At 69.6% G+C, this 20,494-nt stretch carries 20 protein-coding genes, 1 pseudogene and 1 riboswitch; of the genes and pseudogenes, 7 read left to right on the forward strand and 14 right to left on the reverse strand.

The features are described 5' to 3' along the window. Positions 1-5 precede the first annotated feature (5 nt). The 8 genes from H1D24_RS35435 to H1D24_RS35465 all read right to left on the reverse strand — a co-directional run bounded on the left by H1D24_RS35435 (position 6) and on the right by H1D24_RS35465 (position 7,924). Positions 6-1,109: an LLM class flavin-dependent oxidoreductase gene (locus H1D24_RS35435; protein WP_181661839.1), complete on the reverse strand. Its 1,104-nt coding sequence runs from the start codon at positions 1,107-1,109 to the stop codon at positions 6-8. After that, entirely contained in the window at positions 1,106-2,482 is a 1,377-nt protein-coding gene (locus H1D24_RS35440; protein ID WP_181661840.1) for an NtaA/DmoA family FMN-dependent monooxygenase, read from the reverse strand. Before H1D24_RS35440 ends, H1D24_RS35435 begins: the two co-directional genes overlap by 4 nt. Positions 2,483-2,502: 20 nt before the next feature. Beyond that, a complete protein-coding gene (locus tag H1D24_RS35445) occupies positions 2,503-3,744 on the reverse strand; it encodes an LLM class flavin-dependent oxidoreductase (protein WP_309484566.1) in 1,242 nt (413 codons plus the stop codon). 73 nt (positions 3,745-3,817) lie between these two features. Next, a complete protein-coding gene (locus H1D24_RS44255) occupies positions 3,818-3,934 on the reverse strand; it encodes a putative leader peptide (RefSeq protein ID WP_374064467.1) in 117 nt (38 codons plus the stop codon). A 183-nt stretch (positions 3,935-4,117) separates the two neighbouring features. Next, complete coding sequence (locus tag H1D24_RS35450; RefSeq protein WP_181661841.1) at positions 4,118-4,882, reverse strand: GNAT family N-acetyltransferase; 765 nt, start codon at positions 4,880-4,882, stop codon at positions 4,118-4,120. Positions 4,883-4,907: 25 nt separating this feature from the next. Further along, complete coding sequence (locus H1D24_RS35455) at positions 4,908-5,930, reverse strand: ABC transporter substrate-binding protein (protein ID WP_181661842.1); 1,023 nt, start codon at positions 5,928-5,930, stop codon at positions 4,908-4,910. Between the two features lie 69 nt (positions 5,931-5,999). Next, the gene (locus H1D24_RS35460; RefSeq protein ID WP_181661843.1) at positions 6,000-6,836 is read right to left on the reverse strand and encodes an amino acid ABC transporter ATP-binding protein; all 837 of its coding nucleotides are present in this window, start codon (positions 6,834-6,836) and stop codon (positions 6,000-6,002) included. Continuing rightward, positions 6,833-7,924, reverse strand: coding sequence for an amino acid ABC transporter permease (locus H1D24_RS35465; protein ID WP_181661844.1), 1,092 nt, complete (start codon positions 7,922-7,924; stop codon positions 6,833-6,835). Before H1D24_RS35465 ends, H1D24_RS35460 begins: the two co-directional genes overlap by 4 nt. A 356-nt stretch (positions 7,925-8,280) precedes the next feature. Beyond that, positions 8,281-8,392: riboswitch (SAM riboswitch) on the reverse strand. Between the two features lie 268 nt (positions 8,393-8,660). Between H1D24_RS35465 and H1D24_RS43810 the strand changes: the two genes are divergently transcribed. Both H1D24_RS43810 and H1D24_RS35470 read left to right on the forward strand, forming a co-directional pair. Continuing rightward, complete coding sequence (locus H1D24_RS43810; protein WP_309484567.1) at positions 8,661-8,783, forward strand: putative leader peptide; 123 nt, start codon at positions 8,661-8,663, stop codon at positions 8,781-8,783. 219 nt (positions 8,784-9,002) lie between these two features. Continuing rightward, positions 9,003-10,469, forward strand: coding sequence for a hypothetical protein (locus H1D24_RS35470; protein WP_258564571.1), 1,467 nt, complete (start codon positions 9,003-9,005; stop codon positions 10,467-10,469). 69 nt (positions 10,470-10,538) lie between these two features. On the opposite strand, the gene H1D24_RS35475 is transcribed toward H1D24_RS35470, so the two are convergent. Next, positions 10,539-11,303, reverse strand: coding sequence for an amino acid ABC transporter ATP-binding protein (locus H1D24_RS35475; RefSeq protein WP_309484568.1), 765 nt, complete (start codon positions 11,301-11,303; stop codon positions 10,539-10,541). A 9-nt stretch (positions 11,304-11,312) separates the two neighbouring features. Continuing rightward, positions 11,313-12,272 (reverse strand): ABC transporter substrate-binding protein, encoded by a 960-nt coding sequence (locus tag H1D24_RS35480; protein ID WP_181661846.1) that lies wholly within the window; start codon positions 12,270-12,272, stop codon positions 11,313-11,315. A gap of 940 nt (positions 12,273-13,212) precedes the next feature. Between H1D24_RS35480 and H1D24_RS35485 the strand changes: the two genes are divergently transcribed. Beyond that, complete coding sequence (locus H1D24_RS35485; protein ID WP_258564572.1) at positions 13,213-14,280, forward strand: amino acid ABC transporter permease; 1,068 nt, start codon at positions 13,213-13,215, stop codon at positions 14,278-14,280. Beyond that, the gene (locus H1D24_RS35490) at positions 14,277-16,289 is read left to right on the forward strand and encodes an FAD/NAD(P)-binding protein (RefSeq protein WP_309484569.1); all 2,013 of its coding nucleotides are present in this window, start codon (positions 14,277-14,279) and stop codon (positions 16,287-16,289) included. Before H1D24_RS35485 ends, H1D24_RS35490 begins: the two co-directional genes overlap by 4 nt. On the opposite strand, the pseudogene H1D24_RS43815 reads toward H1D24_RS35490, so the two are convergent. From H1D24_RS43815 to H1D24_RS35505, 3 genes and pseudogenes are all read right to left on the reverse strand, one after another. Beyond that, positions 16,290-16,480 (reverse strand): annotated as a pseudogene (locus H1D24_RS43815) (2-oxo acid dehydrogenase subunit E2); the annotation flags it as partial. Positions 16,481-16,512: 32 nt separating this feature from the next. After that, the gene (locus tag H1D24_RS35500; RefSeq protein ID WP_181661847.1) at positions 16,513-17,136 is read right to left on the reverse strand and encodes an alpha/beta hydrolase; all 624 of its coding nucleotides are present in this window, start codon (positions 17,134-17,136) and stop codon (positions 16,513-16,515) included. 179 nt (positions 17,137-17,315) lie between these two features. Next, complete coding sequence (locus tag H1D24_RS35505) at positions 17,316-17,591, reverse strand: helix-turn-helix domain-containing protein (RefSeq protein WP_181661848.1); 276 nt, start codon at positions 17,589-17,591, stop codon at positions 17,316-17,318. A 63-nt stretch (positions 17,592-17,654) separates the two neighbouring features. Here H1D24_RS35505 and map point away from each other — a divergent pair, with 63 nt between their 5' ends. After that, a complete protein-coding gene (map, locus tag H1D24_RS35510) occupies positions 17,655-18,422 on the forward strand; it encodes a type I methionyl aminopeptidase (RefSeq protein WP_181661849.1) in 768 nt (255 codons plus the stop codon). A gap of 314 nt (positions 18,423-18,736) precedes the next feature. Next, complete coding sequence (locus tag H1D24_RS35515) at positions 18,737-19,282, forward strand: MOSC domain-containing protein (protein ID WP_181661850.1); 546 nt, start codon at positions 18,737-18,739, stop codon at positions 19,280-19,282. A gap of 66 nt (positions 19,283-19,348) precedes the next feature. Here the strand turns inward: H1D24_RS35515 and H1D24_RS35520 are convergent, their stop codons facing one another. Further along, on the reverse strand, positions 19,349-19,729 hold the full coding sequence (locus tag H1D24_RS35520; RefSeq protein ID WP_181661851.1) for an HGxxPAAW family protein: 381 nt from the start codon (positions 19,727-19,729) through the stop codon (positions 19,349-19,351). A 116-nt stretch (positions 19,730-19,845) separates the two neighbouring features. On the opposite strand from H1D24_RS35520, the gene H1D24_RS35525 reads away from it, so the two are divergent. Further along, the gene (locus tag H1D24_RS35525) at positions 19,846-20,319 is read left to right on the forward strand and encodes a MarR family winged helix-turn-helix transcriptional regulator (RefSeq protein ID WP_181661852.1); all 474 of its coding nucleotides are present in this window, start codon (positions 19,846-19,848) and stop codon (positions 20,317-20,319) included. Positions 20,320-20,494 lie beyond the last annotated feature (175 nt).

Consider the following 20,494-nt stretch of genomic DNA (forward strand, 5'->3'; position numbering starts at 1 on the left):
TCTCCTCAGTGGGCGGTTGGGAGGAAGACGGGCTCCAAGGCCGGTTGCGGCTCGGCGAACACCGGGCCCCAGGCGAACGGCGGGTCGGGGATCTCGCGCCGGAGCACGGGCGCGACGTCGGATTGGAAGAGCTCCAGCGAGGCCCGGTGCTGGGCATCGGTCAGACCGCCGGCGTCCGCGTGCAGGTGCAGCACCGTGTGCCCGAACAGCTCGTGGTAGCGGTGCACCTTTTCGATCACTTGCTGAGGGCTGCCGATCAGCGCGGAGCTGCGCTCCACGAAGTCCTCCAGGGTCGGGAACACCGGCTCGACGCCGAGCCGCTTCTGGAAGGCGAGATAGCCCTCGAACACCGGCTGGTACGCGGCGATCGCCTCCTGCGAGGTACGGGCCACATGGAGTCCCGCCGTGCCTGCCCCCACCGCGATGCCGGCCGGGTCGTGGCCGTAGTGCTCCCACCGCTCCCGGTAGTAGCGGATCAGTTCGGCGTACGGCTCGATGGGGTTGGTGACGTTCGCCGAGAAGAGCGGGTCGCCGTAGCGGGCGGCCAGGTCGACGGACTCCCGGCTCGTCGCGCTGCCGTGCCACACCCGGATGGGCTGCTGGAACGGCCTCGGCCACACCTCGGCATCGGCCAGCTCGGGGCGGAAGCGCGGCGAGGCCGTCACCTTGTCCTCGCGCCAGATGCGGCGGAACAGCTCATAGCTCTCGGCGTTGCGGTCCCACTGGTCCTCGGGCGTGACATGGAACAGCTCGCGCTGGGCTTCACCGTTGCCCTTGCCGATGATCAACTCGAGCCGCCCGCCGGACAGATGGTCCAGGGTCGCGTAGTCCTCGTACGCGCGCACCGGGTCGAGCAGGCTGAGCGTGGTGACGGCGGTGAACAGGCGTATGCGGGAGGTGAGCGCGGCGATGTGGCTGAGCACGACCGGCGGCGAGGAGGAGATGAACGGCCGCTCGTGCCGCTCCCCCACGCCGAAGCCGTCGAAGCCCAGCTCCTCGGCCAGCAGGGCGTTGTCGACCACCTCGCGGAAGCGCTCGTTGGTCGGCTTCTGGACGCCGGTCACCGGGTGCGGGGCGTGGATGATGAGGGTGATCGCGAGGAACTTCATGACGCCGCCCGCTCCCGCGGCGCGTCGGCGTCGGGGTGGGCCAGGCCGAGGTGGTCGCGCAGGGTCGTGCCCTCGTACTCCGTGCGGAACACGCCGCGCTCCTGCAGCAGCGGGACGACCTTGTCGGCGAAGACGTCGAGGCCGCCGGGGGTGATGTGCGGGACGAGGATGAAGCCGTCGCTGGCGTCAGCCTGCACGAAGTCGTTGATCGTCTTGGCGACGGTGGCAGGGGAGCCCACGAACGCCTGGCGGTTGCCGGTCTCGATGACCAGGTCGCGGATCGACCACTTGTTGGCGGCCGCGAGCTCCCGCCATTCGCGGGCGATGGCCAGCGGGTCGCGGTACATCCGCACCTGGGCGCGGCCGCGGGCGATGGTGTGCTCGCCGAGGTCCGGGTCGATGTCGGGGAGCGGGCCGTCCGGGTCGTACGCGGACAGGTCGCGGTTCCAGACGAACTCCAGGTGCTTGATCGCGGTGGCGCCACTGACCTGCTGGCGGCGTACCTCGCGGGCCAGCTCCTCCGCCTCCGTGTCCGTGTCACCGAGGACGAAGGTCGCGGCGGGCAGGATCAGCAGCTGGTCGTGGGTGCGGCCGTACTTGGCGAGGCGGCCCTTGACGTCCGTGTAGAACTCCTGTCCCGCCTTGAGGGTGCTGTACCGGCTGAAGATCGCGTCGGCGTCGGATGCGGCGAACTCCCGTCCCTCGTCGGAGTCGCCCGCCTGGAAGACCACCGGGCGGCCTTGCGGACTCCGTGGAACGTTGAACTGGCCCTCGATGTCGAAGTGTTGCCCCTTGTGCACGAAGGCACCGGACTTCGCGTCCCTCAGGAAGGTGCCGGTCCCCTGGTCGGCGACGATCTCGTCGCCGCGCCACGAGTCGAACAGTTCGTTCGCGGTGGCCAGGAACTCCTTGGCCCGCGAGTACCGCTCCTCCTGCGGCAGGAAGCCGCCGCGGCGGAAGTTCTCGCCGGTGAAGGCGTCCCAGGAGGTGACGACGTTCCAGGCGGCGCGTCCGCCCGAGAGGTGGTCGAGACTGGCGAACTGGCGTGCCACCTCGTAGGGCTCGTTGAAGGTGGAGTTGATGGTGCCGGTCAGGCCGAGGTGTTCGGTGACGGCGGCGAGGGCGGTCAGGACGGTGAAGGTGTCGGGGCGCCCCACCACGTCCAGGTCGTAGATCTTCCCGCCCTGTTCGCGCAGCCGCAGCCCCTCGGCGAGGAACAGGAAGTCGAACTTGGCGCGTTCGGCGGTTTGCGCGAAGTGCGCGAACGAGCTGAACTCGATGTGGCTGCCGGCCTCGGGGTCGCTCCACACGGTGGTGTTGTTGACGCCGGGGAAGTGGGCGGCCAGATGGATCTGCTTCAGCGGCTTGCTCATGGTCGTACGGTCCCTCCGGCTCAGGCGGTGGCGGCGGCGTAGCGGTTGGCTGGGCGGGCGAGTCCGAGGAGCCCGCGGAGGGTGTCGGACTCATAGGCGGTCCGGAAGGCGCCGCGGCGCTGGAGTTCGGGGACCAGGCCCCGGGTGATCTTCGGGAGGTCCTGGCCGATGACGGCCGGGCGCAGCCGGAAGCCGGTCAGCCCGGCCTGCTGCCACTGGAGGAGCAGATCCGCCAACTGTGCGGGCGTGCCCGTGAACACCGTTGCGTCGCTGGCGTACGCATATCCGGCGAGGCCGTCCAGGCGGTCCCGGCGGGCCGCCGCCGCTGCGGGGTCGTCGTCGAGGAAGACCACCAGGTCGCCGAAGATGTGCAGGGGTTCCTCCGCCCGCCCCGCCGCGGCTTGTTCGGTGCGGATCTCGTCGACGATGGCGCGGGCCTGCGCGGTGTCGTGCGGGGTGACGTACCCGATGTCGGCTGAGCGCCCGATCAGCCGATACGGGACGGTCTCGTGCCCCAGCGCGCTGACAATGGGCTGTCCCTGCGGCGGGCGGGGCGTGATGGAGGGTCCCTTGACGCTGAAGTGCCGCCCCTCGAAGTCGATGTAGTGCAGCTTGTCGCGGTCGATGAAGCGGCCGGTCGCGACGTCGCGGATCTCGGCGTCGTCTTCCCAGCTGTCCCACAGTCGGCGCACCACTTCCACGTAGTCGGCGGCCTCCTCGAAGAGTTCGGTGATCACTTCCTGGATCTCCGGTGCGTACGCCTCACCGAAGCGGATCCGGGGAATGGTGCGGCGGCCGAAGTGTGCCGCCTCGTTCTGCCGCCCCGACACCTGGATGCGCAGGCCCGCGCGACCGGTACTGACGTAGTCGAGTGTGGCGATGGCCTTGGAGATGTGGAACGGCTCGGTGTGGGTGGCCACCACCGTCGGTACGAGTCCTATGTGCCGCGTGAGCGGTGCGACGCGGGCGGCGATGAGCACCGCGTCGAGCCGCCCGCGCACCTGGTCGGTACGGCCGTCCGGCTCAGCGAAGTGCGAGGACTGGAGCCCCAGGCCGTCCTCGAAGGTCACGAAGTCGAGCAGGCCGTGTTCGGCCTCCTTGACGAGGTCGGCCCAGTATCCGGCGGTGAACTGGTCCCGCGGCCGGGCCTCCGGCTCGCGCCATGCGGCCGGGTGCCAGCCCGCGCCGTCGAGCGCGACGGCGAGGTGGAGAGAAGTGGAGGACAGGGGTGAAGCAGGCAGCGAAGAAGATGATGAGGACACCGGGAGTGCCTTCCTGATCGACCGTACGAGAGAGCCGAACCTCACGGGCGGGGCGCGGCGTCGAGGCAACAGGTCAGGAGCAACAGAGCGCGCCGGCCACGCGCTGGAGATCGATGTGGGGCCGGGAGTACAGGCGGACACGGCGGCGCGGGGCAAGAACCATGACACGCGGGCTGGACAGGGGTGCCATGAGTGTCACCTCCGCCCCTCCGCTCGTGTGCTTATGTGTGCTTGATGTGCGGCCGCGCCGACATCGCCCTCGGACAGCCGGCGACCGCGAGACAAGGCGCCGACCTCGGAAGCCATGTTGCCGTGACCCACAACGTTTCTGCTACGCCGTCTATTCCGCCGGTCCGAGTCCGAGGCGTCCGGGTTACGGGTGCGAGGCAGCTCGGCCGCCTTCCGCGTCGGCCGGGCGGCCGCCCGGGGCACGGACCAGCAGGAAGTCCGTGTAACGGCGCAGCGTGAAGCCGATCGACTCGTAGAGCCGGATCGCCCCCGTGTTCGCGGCCGAGGCGTGCAGGAACGGGGTGTCTCCGCGTTCCCTGATGCCCGCCGCGACCGCGCGGACCAGTCGGGTGGCCAGGCCCCGGCCGCGGTGCGCCGGATCGGTGCAGACCGCGCTGATCTCCGTCCAGCCCGGCGGGCGCAGCCGCTCGCCGGCCATGGCGATCAGCCGGCCGTCGTGCCGTATGCCGAGGTAGGTGCCGAGTTCGACGGTGCGGGGCAGGAAGGGCCCCGGCTGGGTCCGGGCGATCAGCTCCAGGATCTCCGGTACGTCGGCCGGGCCGAGCCGCACCGCTTCCGGTGCGGGCTCGGCACGCAGCGACGTGTCGACCAGCTGCACACCCTTGATCCCGTCCACGAGCTCCCACCCGTCGGGCGGCGCCGTCACTCCTGGGACCGCCGTCTCGCCTCCCGGACCCACCAGCGCGGCCAGGTCGTCCCAGGCACGCGGGTCCGCCGGATCGGCGAGGGCCGTGAACGGTGAGACGTCCGCGGGGTAGCGGGCGGCGCGGCCGACACGCTCGGCGAACCGGGCGTGTGGCCCGGTCAGCGCGGCCCAGGCCGGGTTGTCCAGGATGTACGGCGCCGCCGGGCTCTGCGGGGGCTGGGGCTCGTGGACGCTGGTCGACATGTCGGTTCGGGGTCTCCGTCCGTGATCAGGAGTTGTTCTCGGGCAGCCCGGGCGGGTTGACCTCCGCGGTGCTGACGGCCTCGTTGGACAGGTTCCAGGCTGCCAGCCACTTCGCGTACTGACCGTTCTTGATCAGGTAATTGATAGCGTCCGCGACCGGCTTGGCTATTCCGCTGTCCTTCTTCGTGGTCGCCGCGATCAGGCCCTGGAGCGTGGCGCCGGCGCCGGAGTAGGTGCCCGCGCTGCGCGTCGGGTCCGGGGACTTGGCGGTCTGCGTGACGTGGTACGCGACACCGGGGTTGGCGGCGAAGTAGGCGTCGATCTTCCCGCCGGTCAGCGCCAGGTAGGTGCTGTTCTTGCTCGCGAAGTGCTTGACGGTGAGCTGCTTGCCCTCCTCCTTCAGCTTGGACTGCCACTCGAGGAGTATCTTCTCCTGGTTGGTGCCGTTGTCGACGGCGACGGTCTTCCCGGCGAGGTTCTGGTAGTCGCCGTCGAAGTTCCACGTGCTCTCCTTCAGCACCTCGAAGCCGACGTTGTCCTTGCGGTAGGAGGCGAAGTCGTACTTCTTCTTGCGCTCCTCGGTGTCGGTGATGTTGGAGAAGGCGACGTCGACCTTGCCGCTGTCGATGCCGACGAACATGTTCTCCCAGGTCGAGTTCTTCAGCTCCGGCTTGAGGCCGAGGACCGCGGCGACCAGGCGGCCGAAGTCGGGTTCGGCGCCGGTGAGGGTCTTCTGGTCCGAGCCGACGTACGCGAGGGGCGGGAAGCCGTCGGGCAGGGCGCCGACACCGATCACCAGCTTGCCGCTCTTGCGGACGGAATCGGGCAGCGCGTCGCTGATCGACTTCACCTCGGAGACCTTCAACTCGGTTTGCTTGGCGGCTCCGTTGGACAGCTGGCCCACGGTGACCGTGCCCGCGGCGTCGGCCTTGGTGGTGGCGGCGTCGCTGTCGCCCCCGCAGGCGGCGAGCCCGGCGGCGAGCGTGGCGACGGCGGTGCCTGCCGTGAGGCTGCGGAGGAGGATGCTACGGAAGCGGAGGGTGCGCATGGCTGTCCTTGTTCTCGGTGTTCGGCGGTGGTGGTTATCGGCGTGGAGTTGGGAAACCGGAAGCGGAGGTCAGAGCACCTTGCTCAGGAACTCCCTGGTCCGCTCATGTTTCGGGTTGTCCAGCACCTCGGACGGCGGCCCCTGCTCGACGATCCGGCCCTCGTCGAGGAAGACGATCCGATCGGCGACCTCACGGGCGAAGCCGATCTCGTGGGTGACGATGACCAGGGTGGTGCCGCTGGTGGCCAGGTCCTTGATGACGGCCAGCACCTCGCCGACCAGTTCCGGGTCAAGCGCGGAGGTGGGTTCGTCGAAGAGGATGACCCCGGGGCGCAGCGCGAGGGCGCGGGCGATGGCCACCCGCTGCTGCTGACCGCCGGACAACTGCCGCGGGTAGGCCGCGGTCTTGTCGCCGAGGCCGACCCGGCTGAGCAGGGAGCGCGCCAGTTCCTGGGCCTCGGGCTTGCGCAGCAGACCGGTGGCCACGGGTGCGGCGGCCACGTTGTCCAGCACGGTCAGATGCGGGAAGAGGTTGAAGTTCTGGAAGACGAAGCCGATCCGACTGCGCTGTGTGAGGATCGCGCGTTCGCTCAGCTCCTTGAGCCTCCCCCAGCCTTCGGCCGGGGGGACCCCCATCTCGCTGCGCTCGCCGTGCCGGCGTACGCCGATCAGCTCGCCATTCAGACTGACGTAGCCGATCTCGGGCTTCTCCAGGTGGTTGATCACCCGGAGCAGGGTGGACTTGCCGGAGCCGGACGGTCCGAGGATCACCGTGACCTCACCGGGCCGCACGGTCAGGTCCACGCCCTCCAGGACCCGGTGGGTGCCGTACCACTTGTGCACGTCGTGGACCTCGACCGCGGCGGGCAGCGCCTGGGAGACGGTGGTGCTCTCCGTGGTGGTCATATCGCGGCCTCCCTCTGGACACGGGCCCGCAGGTCACGCACGCCGGCCCGAAGCTTCTGCAACGGAGTCGGCGGGAGGGTGCGCACCGCACCACGCGAGTAGTACCGCTCGACGTAGAACTGGATGACGGAGACGACGCTGGTGAGGATCAAGTACCAGATGGTGGCGACCAGCAGCAGCGGCACGATGTCGCCCGGATAGGTGCTGCCCATGCTCTGCACCGAGCCGAACAGGTCGAGGAGCGAGACGTAGAAGACGAGCGAGGTGCTCTTGATCAGGCCGATCAGCTGGTTGACGTAGTTCGGCGTGATGGCCCGCAGGGCCTGCGGGAAGACGATCCGGGCGAACTGGTAGCGCTTGGGCAGACCGAGCGCCGATGCCGCCTCGTGCTGGCCCTGGTCGACCGACAGGATGCCGCCCCGCACCACCTCGGCCGCGTAGGCGGCTTCGTTGAGGCTCAGTCCGACGACCGCGACGACGATGTCGGTGGCGAGCCGCGACTCGTCGAAGGTGAAGAAGGCGGGCCCGAACGGCACGCCGATGCTCAACGTCTTGTACAGCGCACTGAAGTTGTACAGGAACAGCAGAACGACGATCAGCGGCACCGAACGGAACAGCCAGATGTAGACCCAGCTGACCGCCCGCAGCACCGGGCTCCTGGAGAGCCTGCCGAGGGCGAGCAGGATGCCGCCGAGGAGACCCAACACGGCGCTGTAGGCCGCCACTTCGAGGGTGATGACCAGCCCGTCGAGGATCACCGGGCGTACGAACCAGTACGCGAAGCGGTCCCACTGGTAGAAGGGGTTCGTCGCCAGCCCGTGGGCGATCTGGGCGACCAGGACGAGGACGACCGCGGTGGCGATCCACCGGCCGGGGCGGCGGAGCGGAAGCACTCGTTGCGCCGAGAGCGGCCGCGGCGCGGAGTCGCTGTCGGATCGCTTGGAGCCTTCGTCGGGTCCTTCGATCGGCTCCGGAGAGCCTACGGATACCGGCACGGCCTGGGAGGCCGGGAAAGGTTCGGGGCGGGGGATCGCCTGGGCAGGGGGTGCTGAGCCGGAGGACACAGCAGAGCCGGGAGGTTCACTCATGGAGGACTCCAGCAGAATCGGGCACCCGGCCGCGCAGGCGACGACGTCGCAGCAGAGCGGGAACAGCTCTGCTGGACGAAGCGCACTGGAGCGGGCGGAACAGGGTGGGGTGGGAGAGAGAACGCCGACGACGGCGGCGAACCTCAGGGAATCAGAAAGCCGTCAGCCTTGACGGGATGGAGAAAAGCCGTCAGCCCTGACAGAGGACGCGGCAGGAGACGCAACACAGTGCACTGTTGACCCGGAGCAGATCGACGGGACGGTTCGCACACGTCGTGACGCGACCGTGGCGCCGCCATGCGGCCATCCCCGGAGCTGCGTACATCGCCGTCACCGTTGCCGTTCCGCCCCGCGGGGCCTCGCGCTTACCGAAAACCAAGATCCGGTCCGGTCGTCACCTGGGGCACCCCACCGCGGCGCGAGGGTTGCCGGCCAGCGAGCCAGGGCTTGTCGCTGACACTCATGACCGTTCTGCGCCGTAAGGTAGGCAGCCAGCGGCGGGAATGTCAATGCGCGCCAACCGGCTTCGTACGGCCCGGCGTCGCCGCCGCGTACGGGACACATCCGGCATGGTGGCCGCCCGATGCGGCAGACACAGCGGGAATGGCCAACTTCCAAGGAAACGGCGCGATTCGGGATGGGATATCTGTCTCCCGCCAGCCGTCGGATTCGTCATGGAGCGGCGCCCACGCCAGCTGCTTGACAGGGACACGTATCTCTTGGTTTTCTTCCCGGCATGTATCCGGGAGTCTTTCTGACGGCGCGGCGCCATGTCGACTTGGTTCGCCTGTCCGCCAGCCTGTGTCGACCCCGGATGGCCTGCGTCGACGCCGCACGCACGTCCAAGTCCCGCGCCTGACCAGACCTTTTCCCGCCCCGTGACTGGCCGCGAGTGTCCAGGAATTCTCAGCCGTGGGCTGAGCAATCCTTTTGCCACCGCACCGAATCGCGGCACGTAATTCGCCGGGCATTTTCCACAGTTCTCCTCTTCTGCCGATAAGTGTGCCTTACGGCAGTCGGACGGGACGTGCCCGGAGCCGCCATGCCGCCATATCCCGACTTCCCCCCAGGAGACCAGTTGTCCTCCGCCCCTCACACCCGTTCACGGCTGCGCACAGTGCTGGCGACCGCCCTCACCGCGGCGGTGGTCTCCGTCGCCGCGTCGGCGGCCCCCGCGAGTGCCACCGGCTCGGTGTTCACCCCGGTGCCCCCGCACAACCCCTACGCCGGCCCGGACGGCACAGCCACCATGCACGGAGACACCGGCTCCTCCGACACCACACCGCTGGCAGGGCCGGGATCCGGCACCCTCACCTCGAAGCGAGTGGCGCTGGCGTCGGCCTGCCCAACCGTTCTCGTCGGGTCCGACGGCTATCCGGTGGTGCTGTGCACGCCCATCTTCGGGCAGGTCCCCACGGTCCATCTGCTCGACCCGGACGACGGCAGCTCCATCGCCGAACTCGCCCTGACCAAGGGCTCGTTGCTGGGCGGCGTGTACGCGTACATCGATCAGCAGGACCGGCTGGTCGTGATCGACGGCAGCAGGTCACTGCTGCGGGTCGGCCATCACCAGGACGCGGACGGCGACTGGAACCTGACGATCGACAGGAGTCTGTCGCTGACCTCGGTGATACCCGAGGATGATGCGGTGACCGGACTGTCCCCGGACTGGCAGGGACGGGTGTGGTTCGCGACCGGCAACGGGCTGGTGGGCACCGCCGACGACCGCACCGGCACCGTACGCGCCCTGCGACTGCCGGACGGCGAGAAGGTGGCGAACAGCATCTCCACCGCGCCCCAGGGCACCCTCGTCACCACCACGCAGGCCACCTATCTGCTGACCGCCACCGCGGACGGCACCCCGCGCATCTCCTGGCGCCAGGAGTACGACCGCGGTTCGGCCCGCAAGCCGGGCCAGCTCAGCTGGGGCAGCGGCTCCACACCCACCTTCTTCGGGCCGGGTGACGGCACCGACTACGTGGCCATCGTGGACAACGCGGACAGCCGGGTGAAGCTCCAGGTGTACGAGACGGCGACCGGCCGCCGGATCTGCTCGACACCGGTGCTCCTGTCCGGTGGTGCGGGCAGCGAGAACTCCCCCATCGGCGCGGGCCGCAGCGTCTTCGTGGCCAGTACGTACGGCTACCCGTATCCGGCCGTGCCGGCCGACGCCGGGGACAGTGTTCCCGCATCGGCGGACTTCAAGGGCGGTCTGACCCGGGTGGACGTACGGGCCGACGGCACCGGCTGCGATCTGGTGTGGGACAACACACTGCGGTCGGCGGCGGTGACCAAACTGTCCTTGGCGGACGGCAAGCTGCACACCGTCCTGCGCGATCCCCTCATCCCGGGCACGTCCGGCACGAGCCTCCTCGACCCGTACCGCTACGCCGAGATCGACCCGGACACCGGGAAGGTCATCCGCAGCTTCCAGGTCGGCGTCGGCTCCCTCTACGACTCGCTCCAGATGGCGGGTACGGCGGCACCGGGCGGCGTCTACTACCAGGGGACGGTGACCGGGGTTCTGCGGATCACCACCACGTGACGGACTCGTGAGGGCCCGGCGGCTGAGCGTCGCCGGGCCCTTCGAGTCGCGGTCAGAGAAACGCGTATGTCACAGCACCTTGGAGAGGAAGGCGCGGGTGCGCTCGTGCCGCGGAGCGTCGAGGACGGCCGCGGGCGGCCCCTGCTCCACGACCACTCCCCCGTCCATGAACACCACGGTGTCGGCGACCTCGCGGGCGAAGCCGATCTCATGGGTCACCACGATCATGGTGGTTCCGGTGCGGGCCAAGTCCTTGATGACATCGAGGACTTCGCCGACCAGTTCCGGGTCGAGCGCGGAGGTGGGCTCGTCGAACAGCAGCACCTTGGGTTCGAGGGCGAGTGCACGGGCGATGGCCACGCGCTGCTGCTGGCCGCCGGACAGCTGGCGCGGGTAGGCGTCGGCCTTGTCGGCGAGACCGACCCGCTCCAGCAGGCGCCCGGCCGCCGCCACGGCGTCCTTGCGGGGGCGTCGCAGCGCCGAGACCGGCGCCTCGACGAGGTTCTCGAGCACGGTGAGATGCGGGAAGAGGTTGAAGTTCTGAAAGACGAACCCGATGTGGGTGCGCTGCTTCAGAACGTCCTTCTCCTTCAGTTCATGCAGTTTGCCGCCGGACCGGCGGTAGCCGATCAGTTCCCCGTCGATGCTGATCCAGCCGCGGTTCAGCTTCTCCAGGTGGTTGATGGTGCGCAGCAGCGTGGACTTCCCGGAGCCCGACGGGCCGAGGATCACGGTGACCTCGCCCGCCCGGACCTGCAGGTCGACGCCGCGCAGCACCTCGAGCGGCCCGAAGCTCTTGTGGACGCCGTGCACGTCCACCATGACATCGCTCATCGGCCGCCTCTACTTCTGCTCGGGCGGGTTGATCCGGGACTCCTCGATCGCGGAGGCGCCGGTGCCCCACTTCTTGAGGATCCGGGCGTATGTGCCGTCCTCGATCAGCTGGTTGACGGCGGCCTGGAAGGCGGGAGTGAGTTTGGAACCCTTCTTGAAGGCGAAACCGACGTCGAGCCGGTGGAACTCACCGAGGAAGGTGGTGCCGGCGGCGGGCTGGGCGGCCTGGTAGCGCAGGCCGTTGATGGTGGACATGATCACGTCGATCCGGCCCTGCTGGAGCGCGGTGAGGGTCGCGCCGTTCTCCGAGAAGACCTTCACGTCGTACGGCTTCTTGCCGGCCTTGGCGCACACACCCTTCTGCGCCTCGAGAGTCGCCTCGAAGGTGGTGCCGGCGCCGGTGCCGATGGTCAGCCCGCACAGCTGCGTCAGTTCGGTGACCTTCGTCCCGAGCTTCGTGTTGCCCTTCTTCACGGCGAAGCCCTGGCCGTCGTTGATGTAGGTGACGAAGTCGATGGTCTTCAGGCGTTCGGTGGTGACGCCGAAGTTGCCGGTCCCGAAGTCGTACTTGCCGCTGCCGAGGGCAGGCAGGATCGTCTCGAACGAGGCGTCCTGGCGTTCCAGCTTGACGCCGAGCACCTTCGCCACAGCGTCCGCGAGGTCGATGTCCTGGCCGGCGGGCGGCTTGCCGGTGCCGTTCGGGTAGTACGCCCCGGGCGGGAACCCGATGGAGCTGCCGACGCGCAGGGTGCCCGCCTTGCGTACGTCGGCGGGCAGCAGGGCGGCGACGGAGTCCACCTTCTGTACGGAGGCGACCGGGTTGTCGCTCGGCGCGGGTGAGGCCTTGGCGCCCGCGGGAGCGTTCTCGTCGGCCGTGCCCGTGCCGCACGCGGTGAGCGCCAGCAGGGGCAGCAGCGCAACGGAGGCGGCGGCGAGGCGCAGACGGGTTCTGGTTCCTGGGAGGTTCACGGGGCCGGGGCCTTTCAGGTGCGTATGTCGGTGGTGAAGTGGGAGGAGAGGCTTCTCGCAGGGCAGGGGGCCGATGGTTTCCGGGTCGGCGTCCGTGCAGAAGAGGGGCGTGTAACCGGTGGCCAGATACAGGCCGCGGGCCTCGGGCCGGCGTGGTCCTGTGGTGAGGTGGAACCGCCGGTGGCCCCGGGCGCGGGCCTCCCACTCGTCCCCAAGTCCTCAAGGGGCGGTGAGCCGCACGTGGGCAGGGCGGAGCAGCCCCTGTCACGTTCGTATATGACGGTCCTTCAGCTGCACGCTCGGATGCGGCATCAAGAAAGAGTGATGAGTGATGACGCCAGGGGCATGAGGCCTCGGGCGGGAGGGGGCGGCGGCGGCAGCGTGCGTCCGGGCTCGCAGAACCGCCGGTACGCCTGTCGGCGCACGTGTACGGCGATGGTGCGAGGGAGGAACTCGGCCCGCGACGGGTTCACCGAGGGAGGGAAGGGCCGGTCAGACAGCCCGCTGCCGGGTCAGGCGCAACACGCTGCGGACCACACCCGACCGAAGTCGATGTGATCGCGCGTGACCAGACGCTGATCGGCATTCATGCCGTCAATTGAGCAGTACATTCGTTATTCCGTCAACCAGTGCCCGGATGCCGGACGGGTGTTGGCCGGCTCCCGGGCCCTGTTGACAGATCCGGGCCGGTGGCACATACGATCGACGGCGGACCGGCTCCCCTCGTGCGGAGCCTCTCCGGCCGCGTTGAGGGACGCGGCGAACGTGATGACGCCAGGACTCGGCCGCACACGTGCGCGGGCAGTGTCGCCCGCACCGTATCCGCGCAGTGTCCGCCTTCTCCGATGTCGGCTCCTCCGTACCCGCGCGACGCCTGCGTACGTGTGCCGCCGAACGGTCACCCACGCCCTCGCAACTCCCTCTTCCGGAGAGCCTCCCGATGGTCTCGCCTTCCGAAGTCACCACTTCTCAGGCCGAATCAGTCCTGGCCGACAAAGACACGGCCGCCAAAGACACGGCCGCCAAAGACGTTGCCGCCGAAGACCTGCCGACCGTCGGTTCCGGTCGCGACGACGTGCCGCGCATAGTGCCGCGCCGCCGCGTCGGCCGCTGGCTGGCGGCCGCCGGGGCGCTGCTGGTCTTCGCGATGGTGCTGAATTCCGTCGTCCGCAACCCCGCCTTCCAATGGGGTGTGGTGGGCCGGTACTTCACCACGAGTGCCGTGCTCGACGGGCTGCTGCTGACGCTCTGGCTGACCGGTGCGGTGATGGTGCTCGGCTTTCTGCTCGGCACGCCCCTGGCGGTGATGCGGCTGTCCGGCAACCCGGTGCTGCGTACGCTCAGTTGGGGCTATGTGTGGATCTTCCGCTCCACTCCGCTGCTCGTGCAGCTGCTGTTCTGGTTCAACATCGGCGCCCTCTACCCGACGCTCGGCCTGGGAATCCCCTTCGGCCCGGAGTTCGTCACCGTCAAGACGGTCAATCTGTTCGGCCCCACCCTCACCGCCGTGATCGGGTTGACGCTGCACGAGGCCGCGTACGCCGCCGAGGTGGTGCGCGGCGGCGTCCTCTCCGTGGAATCCGGCCAGACCGAGGCCGCGCAGGCCCTCGGTCTGAGCAGAACGCGCACACTGCGCCGGATCGTGATCCCGCAGGCGATGCGGTCCATCGTGCCGACGGCCGGGAACATGCTGATCGGCACGCTCAAGGGCACCAGCATCGTCAGCGTGCTTGCGGTGCACGACCTGCTGTACTCCGTGCAGTTGGTCTACAACCAGACGTACCAGGTCATCCCGCTGCTGATGGTCGCCACGCTCTGGTACATCGCCGTCACGACCGTGCTGAGCGCGGGGCAGTTCTACGTCGAGCGGTACTACGCGCGCGGCAACGCCCGGGAACTGCCGCCCACCCCGCTGCAACGGCTGCGCGGGCAGTTCGCCGCCGTACGCACCCGGCTGCGTGCGGCGACTGCCGCCGACGCCCGGCCCGCGACCGGCGGTGACCGGTGACCGACGCACCGGTGATCAACGCACCGACGACCACCGCACGCGCTGCTGTCCTGGCCGTCGTCGGCGCGGGTCCGCGCGCCACGGGCGTACTGGAACGCATCGCGGCCAACGCGTCCGAACTGTGGGAAGGCCGACTGCTGCACATCCATCTGATCGATCCTCACCCGCCCGGACCCGGCAGAGTGTGGCGGCATGAACAGTCGCCGTTGCTGCGGATGAACTCCATGGCCGAGGACGTCACCATGTTCACGGACGAGTCCTCGGTGATCGAGGGCCCGGTACGGCCAGGCCCCACGCTGGCCGAGTGGGCCGCCCGGTTCTCCGGTGGCGAGGTGCGTTTCGCGCCCTACGCGGAGCCGGCCGACCCGGACGTCTTCGCCGAGCTGCGCGGGCTCGAAGGGTCCGACTTCGCCACCCGGCGTGCCCAAAGCGCCTACCTCGACTGGGTGTTCCGCAGGACGCTGGCCGAACTGCCCTCGCACGTCACGGTCGAGTGGCACCCCACCACGGCGACCGCGGTCACGGGCCCGCCGGACGGGCCGCAGCAGGTGCACCTGTCCGACCGGGCCACGCCGCTCACGGCCGACATGGTGCTTCTCACCCAGGGGCATCTGGATGCCGTGCCCGGGGCAGGGCATCTCGAACTGTCCCGGTTCGCCCGGCGCCACGGGCGCTTTCACCTTCCGCCTGCATTCTCTTCCGACGTCGACCTGGCGGGCCTCCGGCCGGGCGAGCATGTCATCCTGCGCGGCTTCGGGCTGGCCTTCGTCGACCTGATGGTGCTGCTGACCGAGGGGCGGGGCGGCACGTACCGCTCCGAGGCGGACGGCAGCCTCACGTACATGCCGTCGGGGCGTGAGCCCGTCCTGTACGTCGGGTCGCGCCGTGGCGTCCCGTACCACTCCAAGACCCGCTACCAGCTCCAGGGCCCGCGGCCGCCGCTCCCACGCCACTTCGGGCCCGCGGCGGTGGACGCCCTGCTCGCCGAGGGCCGGCCGCTCGACCTGCGGCACGACGTGTGGCCACTGATGGCCAAGGAGATCGGCTTCGCCCACTACCACGAGTTGTTCCACGCCCACCCGGAGCGCACCACCCTGCCGTGGCGGGACTTCCTCGCCGCCTACGACCGCCTCGGCTGGTACTCCGGCGAGATGACGGCCCTGGTCGCGGTGGCCGTGCCCGATCCGGCTGACCGGCTGGACTTCGAGGCACTGGACCGCCCGCTGGACGGCCTGGCCTTCCCCGCGTCGGACGCTTTCCAGGAGCATCTGCGCGACTACATCGCCCAGGACGTCGCCCGACGCGAGGACCCCGCCCACAGTGCCGACCTCGGCGCCTTCCTCGCCCTGCTCTCCGTCTACGGCCAACTGCCCCGCCTCGTCGCCTCGGGACGGCTGACCGCCCGTTCCGTCGCCGACGGGCTCGACGGCTGGTGGCACGGCTTCTTCAGCTTCCTGGCCTCCGGCCCGCCCGGCTTCCGGCTGCGCGAGCTGCTCGCCCTGTCCCGGGCGGGGATCGTGCGCTTCCTCGGCGCCGAGTTGCGGGTCGGCACCGACGAAGACAGCGGCGCGTTCACCGCGTCCAGCCCCACGGTCCCCGGGCACACCGTCACGGCGACCGCGCTGATCGAGGCGTACCTTCCGGGCGCGTCCCTGGGCCGTACCGAGGACCCGCTGCTGCGGGGCCTGCACGGCGCGGGTGCCCTGAGCGAGGAGGTCCTCAGCGACCCCACGCACACTCACCGTTCCGGTCTGCTGACGGTGACGACGGACGGCGCGAGCCACGTCGTCGACCCCACGCTCGGCGGCCCGCACCCCCGGCGGATCGCACTCGGTGCCCCGACGAACGTCCGCGGTGTCGCGGCCTTCGCCCGCCCCCGCACCAACGCCCCCGCCTTCCGCCAGAACGACGCCGTGGCCCGCGCGTTGCTCAAGACGCTGGACACGGCAGTCGGCGGAGAGGCGCCTGCCTCACGTCCGCCGTCCGGAAGCGCGGGGAGCGGACGCTGATGCGAGTTCGCCGTCCACCACGCAGGGCCTCTCGACGATGCGGCCCGCGCCGAGGAGCGCCGCCTCCGGGTGGTTGATGAGGGGCGTCGACCCGTCCACGCCGAACACCCCTAATTGTTGAGGGTGAAGGTCCCGCCGGTCAGTGACTGCGGCGGCAGGCCGCCGCTCCGCGCGAGTCCGGTCAACCTCTGAGCCCGGCGAGGTCGGGCAGATGCCCTGCGGCTCACGCCGGAGTGGCGTCTGTGCGGTGCTGGATCGGGGTGTCGTTCGACGGGGCGAGGCACCAGTCGAGGAGTGAGGGCCAGGATCCGTAACCCGCTTCCAGGTCGAGGTGGGCCGCGCCGGGCAGGACGTCGGCAGGGAGGCCGAGACGTTCGCCGTACACGGAAGCGGCACCTTCCGGGAAGTAGGGGTCGTTGTCGCCGGCGACGAGTCGGGTGTACTTGGCGGCGGAGGAGAGTTGCCCGGCCGTCACCGGCGGCGGGGTGAACTCCGCGACCTCCGCGTACTGTTCCAGCACGCCCGCAGATGGCGGGGCCACGAGGAGGACCCGGTCGACGGGGACCGGCACCTCGTTGCGGGCCACGGCGTGCAGCCACAACAGACAGGCCAGGCTGTGGCAGATGACAGTGCGTTGCTGTCCGCGCAACTCACCAAGGTGGGTGCGGAGTTGAGCCAGCCACTGTTCCAGATCGGGGTCGTCCGGGTCGGGCAGCTGGGGATAGTCGACGGCGTGCCCGAGACTTGTGAGCCGGTCCGCCAGCCAGTGCTGCCAGTGTCCGGCGGGGCGGTGGTTCTGCCAGCCGTGGAGCACCAGGAAGCCGCGTTCGATCGGGGTTTCGGTCATGGTCTCTCGCATTCAGAGGGGACGATGCGGCCGCAAGGCCGGGAAGCTCGAAGAGATTGTGGGCATGGCTGATCATGCAGGTCTTGCCGGGGAGGAGCACGCCGCGGCGCAGTGACCGTCGACGCCTTCCCCGGCCCCTCTCGGACACAACTGAACCCGCCGTCGAGAATGCCCCAGGTTCACGCCGAAAGTGCCTGATCATCGCAGTCGCTGTCCTGCACGCAGGCAGCAGCCAATTCGTCCAGGGACACCTCCAGCGCTGCGGCCAGGGCCGCCACGGTGAAAAACGCGGGAGTCGGCGCCCGACCGGTCTCGATCTTGCGCAGCGTCTCCGCCGACACTCCAGCCGCCGCGGCGATCTCCACCATGCTGCGATCGCCGCGTGCCTGACGCAGCAGCGCACCGAACCGCTCTCCGCGCCGCCGTTCCCTTGGGGTCAAAGGAGTTCTCACCATGCCCGTGATACTAATACCGGTATAAGAATTGGATTCAGGCACGTGAGAAGGGAATCGCTGGACATGGTGGAGATCAAGACCGACGCGGCGCTGGATGCGATGCGGGAAGCCGGGCGTGTCGTGGCCCACGCCCTCGCCGCCGTCAGGGAGGCCGCAGGCATCGGGGTGTCCCTGCTGGAACTGGACGAAGCGGCCCGCGCCGTCCTGATGGAGGCCGGGGCCAGCTCGCCGTTCCTCAGCTACCGGCCGCCCTTCGCCCCTGTCCCCTTCCCGGCGGTGATCTGCACATCGGTGAACGACGCCGTCGTCCACGGCATCCCCACCGACTACCGCCTGCGTGACGGCGACCTGGTCAGTATCGACTGCGGCGCGGAGCTCGACGGCTGGACCGGCGACGCCGCCATCAGCTTCACCGTCGGCACCCCACGGCCCGCCGACGTGGATCTGATCGACGCCACCCAGCGCGCTCTCGACGCCGGCATCGCCGCAGCCAACCCCGGCAACCGGATCGGCGACATCTCCCATGCCATCGGCACCGTCGCGCGATCGGCACGCTGCGGCATGCCCGCCGACTTCGGCGGCCACGGCATCGGCCGCCGCATGCACGAGGACCCCCACGTCCCCAACCGGGGACGCCCGCGCCGCGGCTTTCCCCTGCGCCCCGGCCTGACCCTCGCCATCGAGCCCATGCTCATGGCGGGCGGACGCGACGACTACCGCACCGGCACCGACGGCTGGACCCTGCACACCATTGACGGCAGCCGAGCAGCCCACATCGAGCACACTGTCGCCATCACCGAAGAAGGCCCCCGCATTCTGACGCTGCCCTGACCATTCGCGGCCTTCGCACTCCCGATATCACCGCGCGTTCGCCACGAACCCACCAGTCCATCCTCGGAACCGCCTCGTCGTCCGGTTCGGCTGACCACGGCGAAAGGCCGGCGAGGGTACCTGGAGCCGCAACGCCTCTGGGGAAAGACGCGAGCGTGGCGTCAAACTGCCGCGGCGGATCTGGGCCTTGGCGCGCTGCAGGCGACACCCTGTACGCCACGAGATCGGCTTGGCGCAGCGGCCCACAGCACCAGTCGTCGATGGCCGGTTACGCTCGCCCAGGACGCAGACGCAGAGGCGAGGAGACGAACACCATGAGCGCGCGGGTCACGGCTGTCAGCAGCAATGGGACGTACTCCTTCAGCAAGCCGAACCGGGCAAGCATCACTCTGCTCACCGGGCTCGGCGTCGAGGGCGATGTCCACGCCGGCGAGACCGTCAAGCACCGCTTCCGCATGAAGCATGAGCCGCAGCAGCCCAATCTGCGCCAAGTGCATCTCATGCATGAGGAGCTCTTCGACGAGCTCGCCGAGAAGGGTTTCAGTGTCGCCGCGGGTGAGCTCGGTGAGAACATCTCCACGCGCGGGATCGACCTGCTCGCCCTGCCCACCGGCGCGTTGCTCCACATCGGTGCGGAGGCGATCGTGGAGGTCACAGGCCTGCGTAATCCATGCTCGCAGATCGATTCGTTCCAGAAGGGCCTCCTGAAGGAGGTCTTCGAACTGGACCCGGACACCGGTGACTTCACCTTCAAGTCCGGAGTCATGAGCGTGGTCCGGCAGGGCGGCGTGGTGCGTCCTGGCGACCCGATCAAGGTCGAACTTCCCACTGGCCCGCACCGGCCGCTGGAACGCGTCTAGGCAACTTGGCGCCTCACGGGCAAGCCGGGACCCGGCCAGGCAGCCCCGCCCTCGACGCGGGATCCCTCAGGACGACAGATCAGCCGGAGAACCCGTACGAGAGGCGATGACGGCGGGCGCGGGCTCGGGCTCGGCGCCAGTGCGTACCGGAACGCCGCGCCGTCCGGCCAGCCGGCACCCGAGGCAGCCCGCGTGCCCCTGGGGGGCGGCACGGTCCCGGACCCGGAGGCCCCACTGGTCGGCAGACCGTGGGCCAGGCGGTTTGCCCCAGCCCGCGAGGTGCAGGCTCCATGTGACCAGCACCGCTAACGCCATGACACCGAGCCCCAACCAGATCCCCGGGCCCCACCCGCAGAGGCCCACGCCGGTGACCGCCGCCCCGGCCGTGGCAACAGCGCAACCGACCCATCCGGCGACGGTGTGGCCCTCGTCGTGTTGTCCGCTCACGTGCCTGCCTCCTCGCGCCCACCGGGCCGGTGCCGCGGCATACCGCGGCCTCCACCGGCGCCGGACTACGATGTCTTAGCAAGTGAGGAATTTATCTTACGCACTAAGGAAATTCAATGGAGGGCAAACCCCACCCGGCCGCCTCGCCCTCGGACGCGATCAGCGCGATGGACGACCTCATCGCGACGAGCATGGTCGGCCAGCAGGAATTCGCCCGGAACCTGGGGCTGAGCGTCACGGACCTCATCTGTTTCGCGTACGTCCTGGAGGCCGGGGACTCGCCGGTCACCGCCGGAGACCTGGCCGCCCGCGCACACGTCACGACGGGGGCGGTGACCGGCATCCTCAACCGGCTGGAGCGCGGCGGATTCGTGACCCGAGAGCCCGACCCCGCCGACCGGCGCCGGGTGCGCGTCGCCGCCGTCCCGGCCGCCGCCGAGCGGGTGCGGACTGTCTATGAGCCGTACTACGCGCGCCTCGCGGAGCTCTTCGCGGACTACACACCGGATGAGATCGCCGTACTCGCCGACTGGTTCACGCGCGCCGGTGCGCTGGCGCGCGCTTACCTCGACGAGTCGTGCGCGACATGATCTTCCGGCGGCTGAGGACGAGGGGCATGGAACATCGACCGGCGCTCGCGGTCAGCGTCACCCTGGCCAAGGGGCGTGGAGGGATCCGGACCGACCGACGACTCCATTCGACTTCCTGACGATGGGCCGTATCAACCGATTACGTAGCGTTTATCGGGGTAGGCGCAGTTCAGCA

The organism is Streptomyces himalayensis subsp. himalayensis (assembly GCF_013778455.1).
GTDB lineage: Bacteria > Actinomycetota > Actinomycetes > Streptomycetales > Streptomycetaceae > Streptomyces > Streptomyces himalayensis.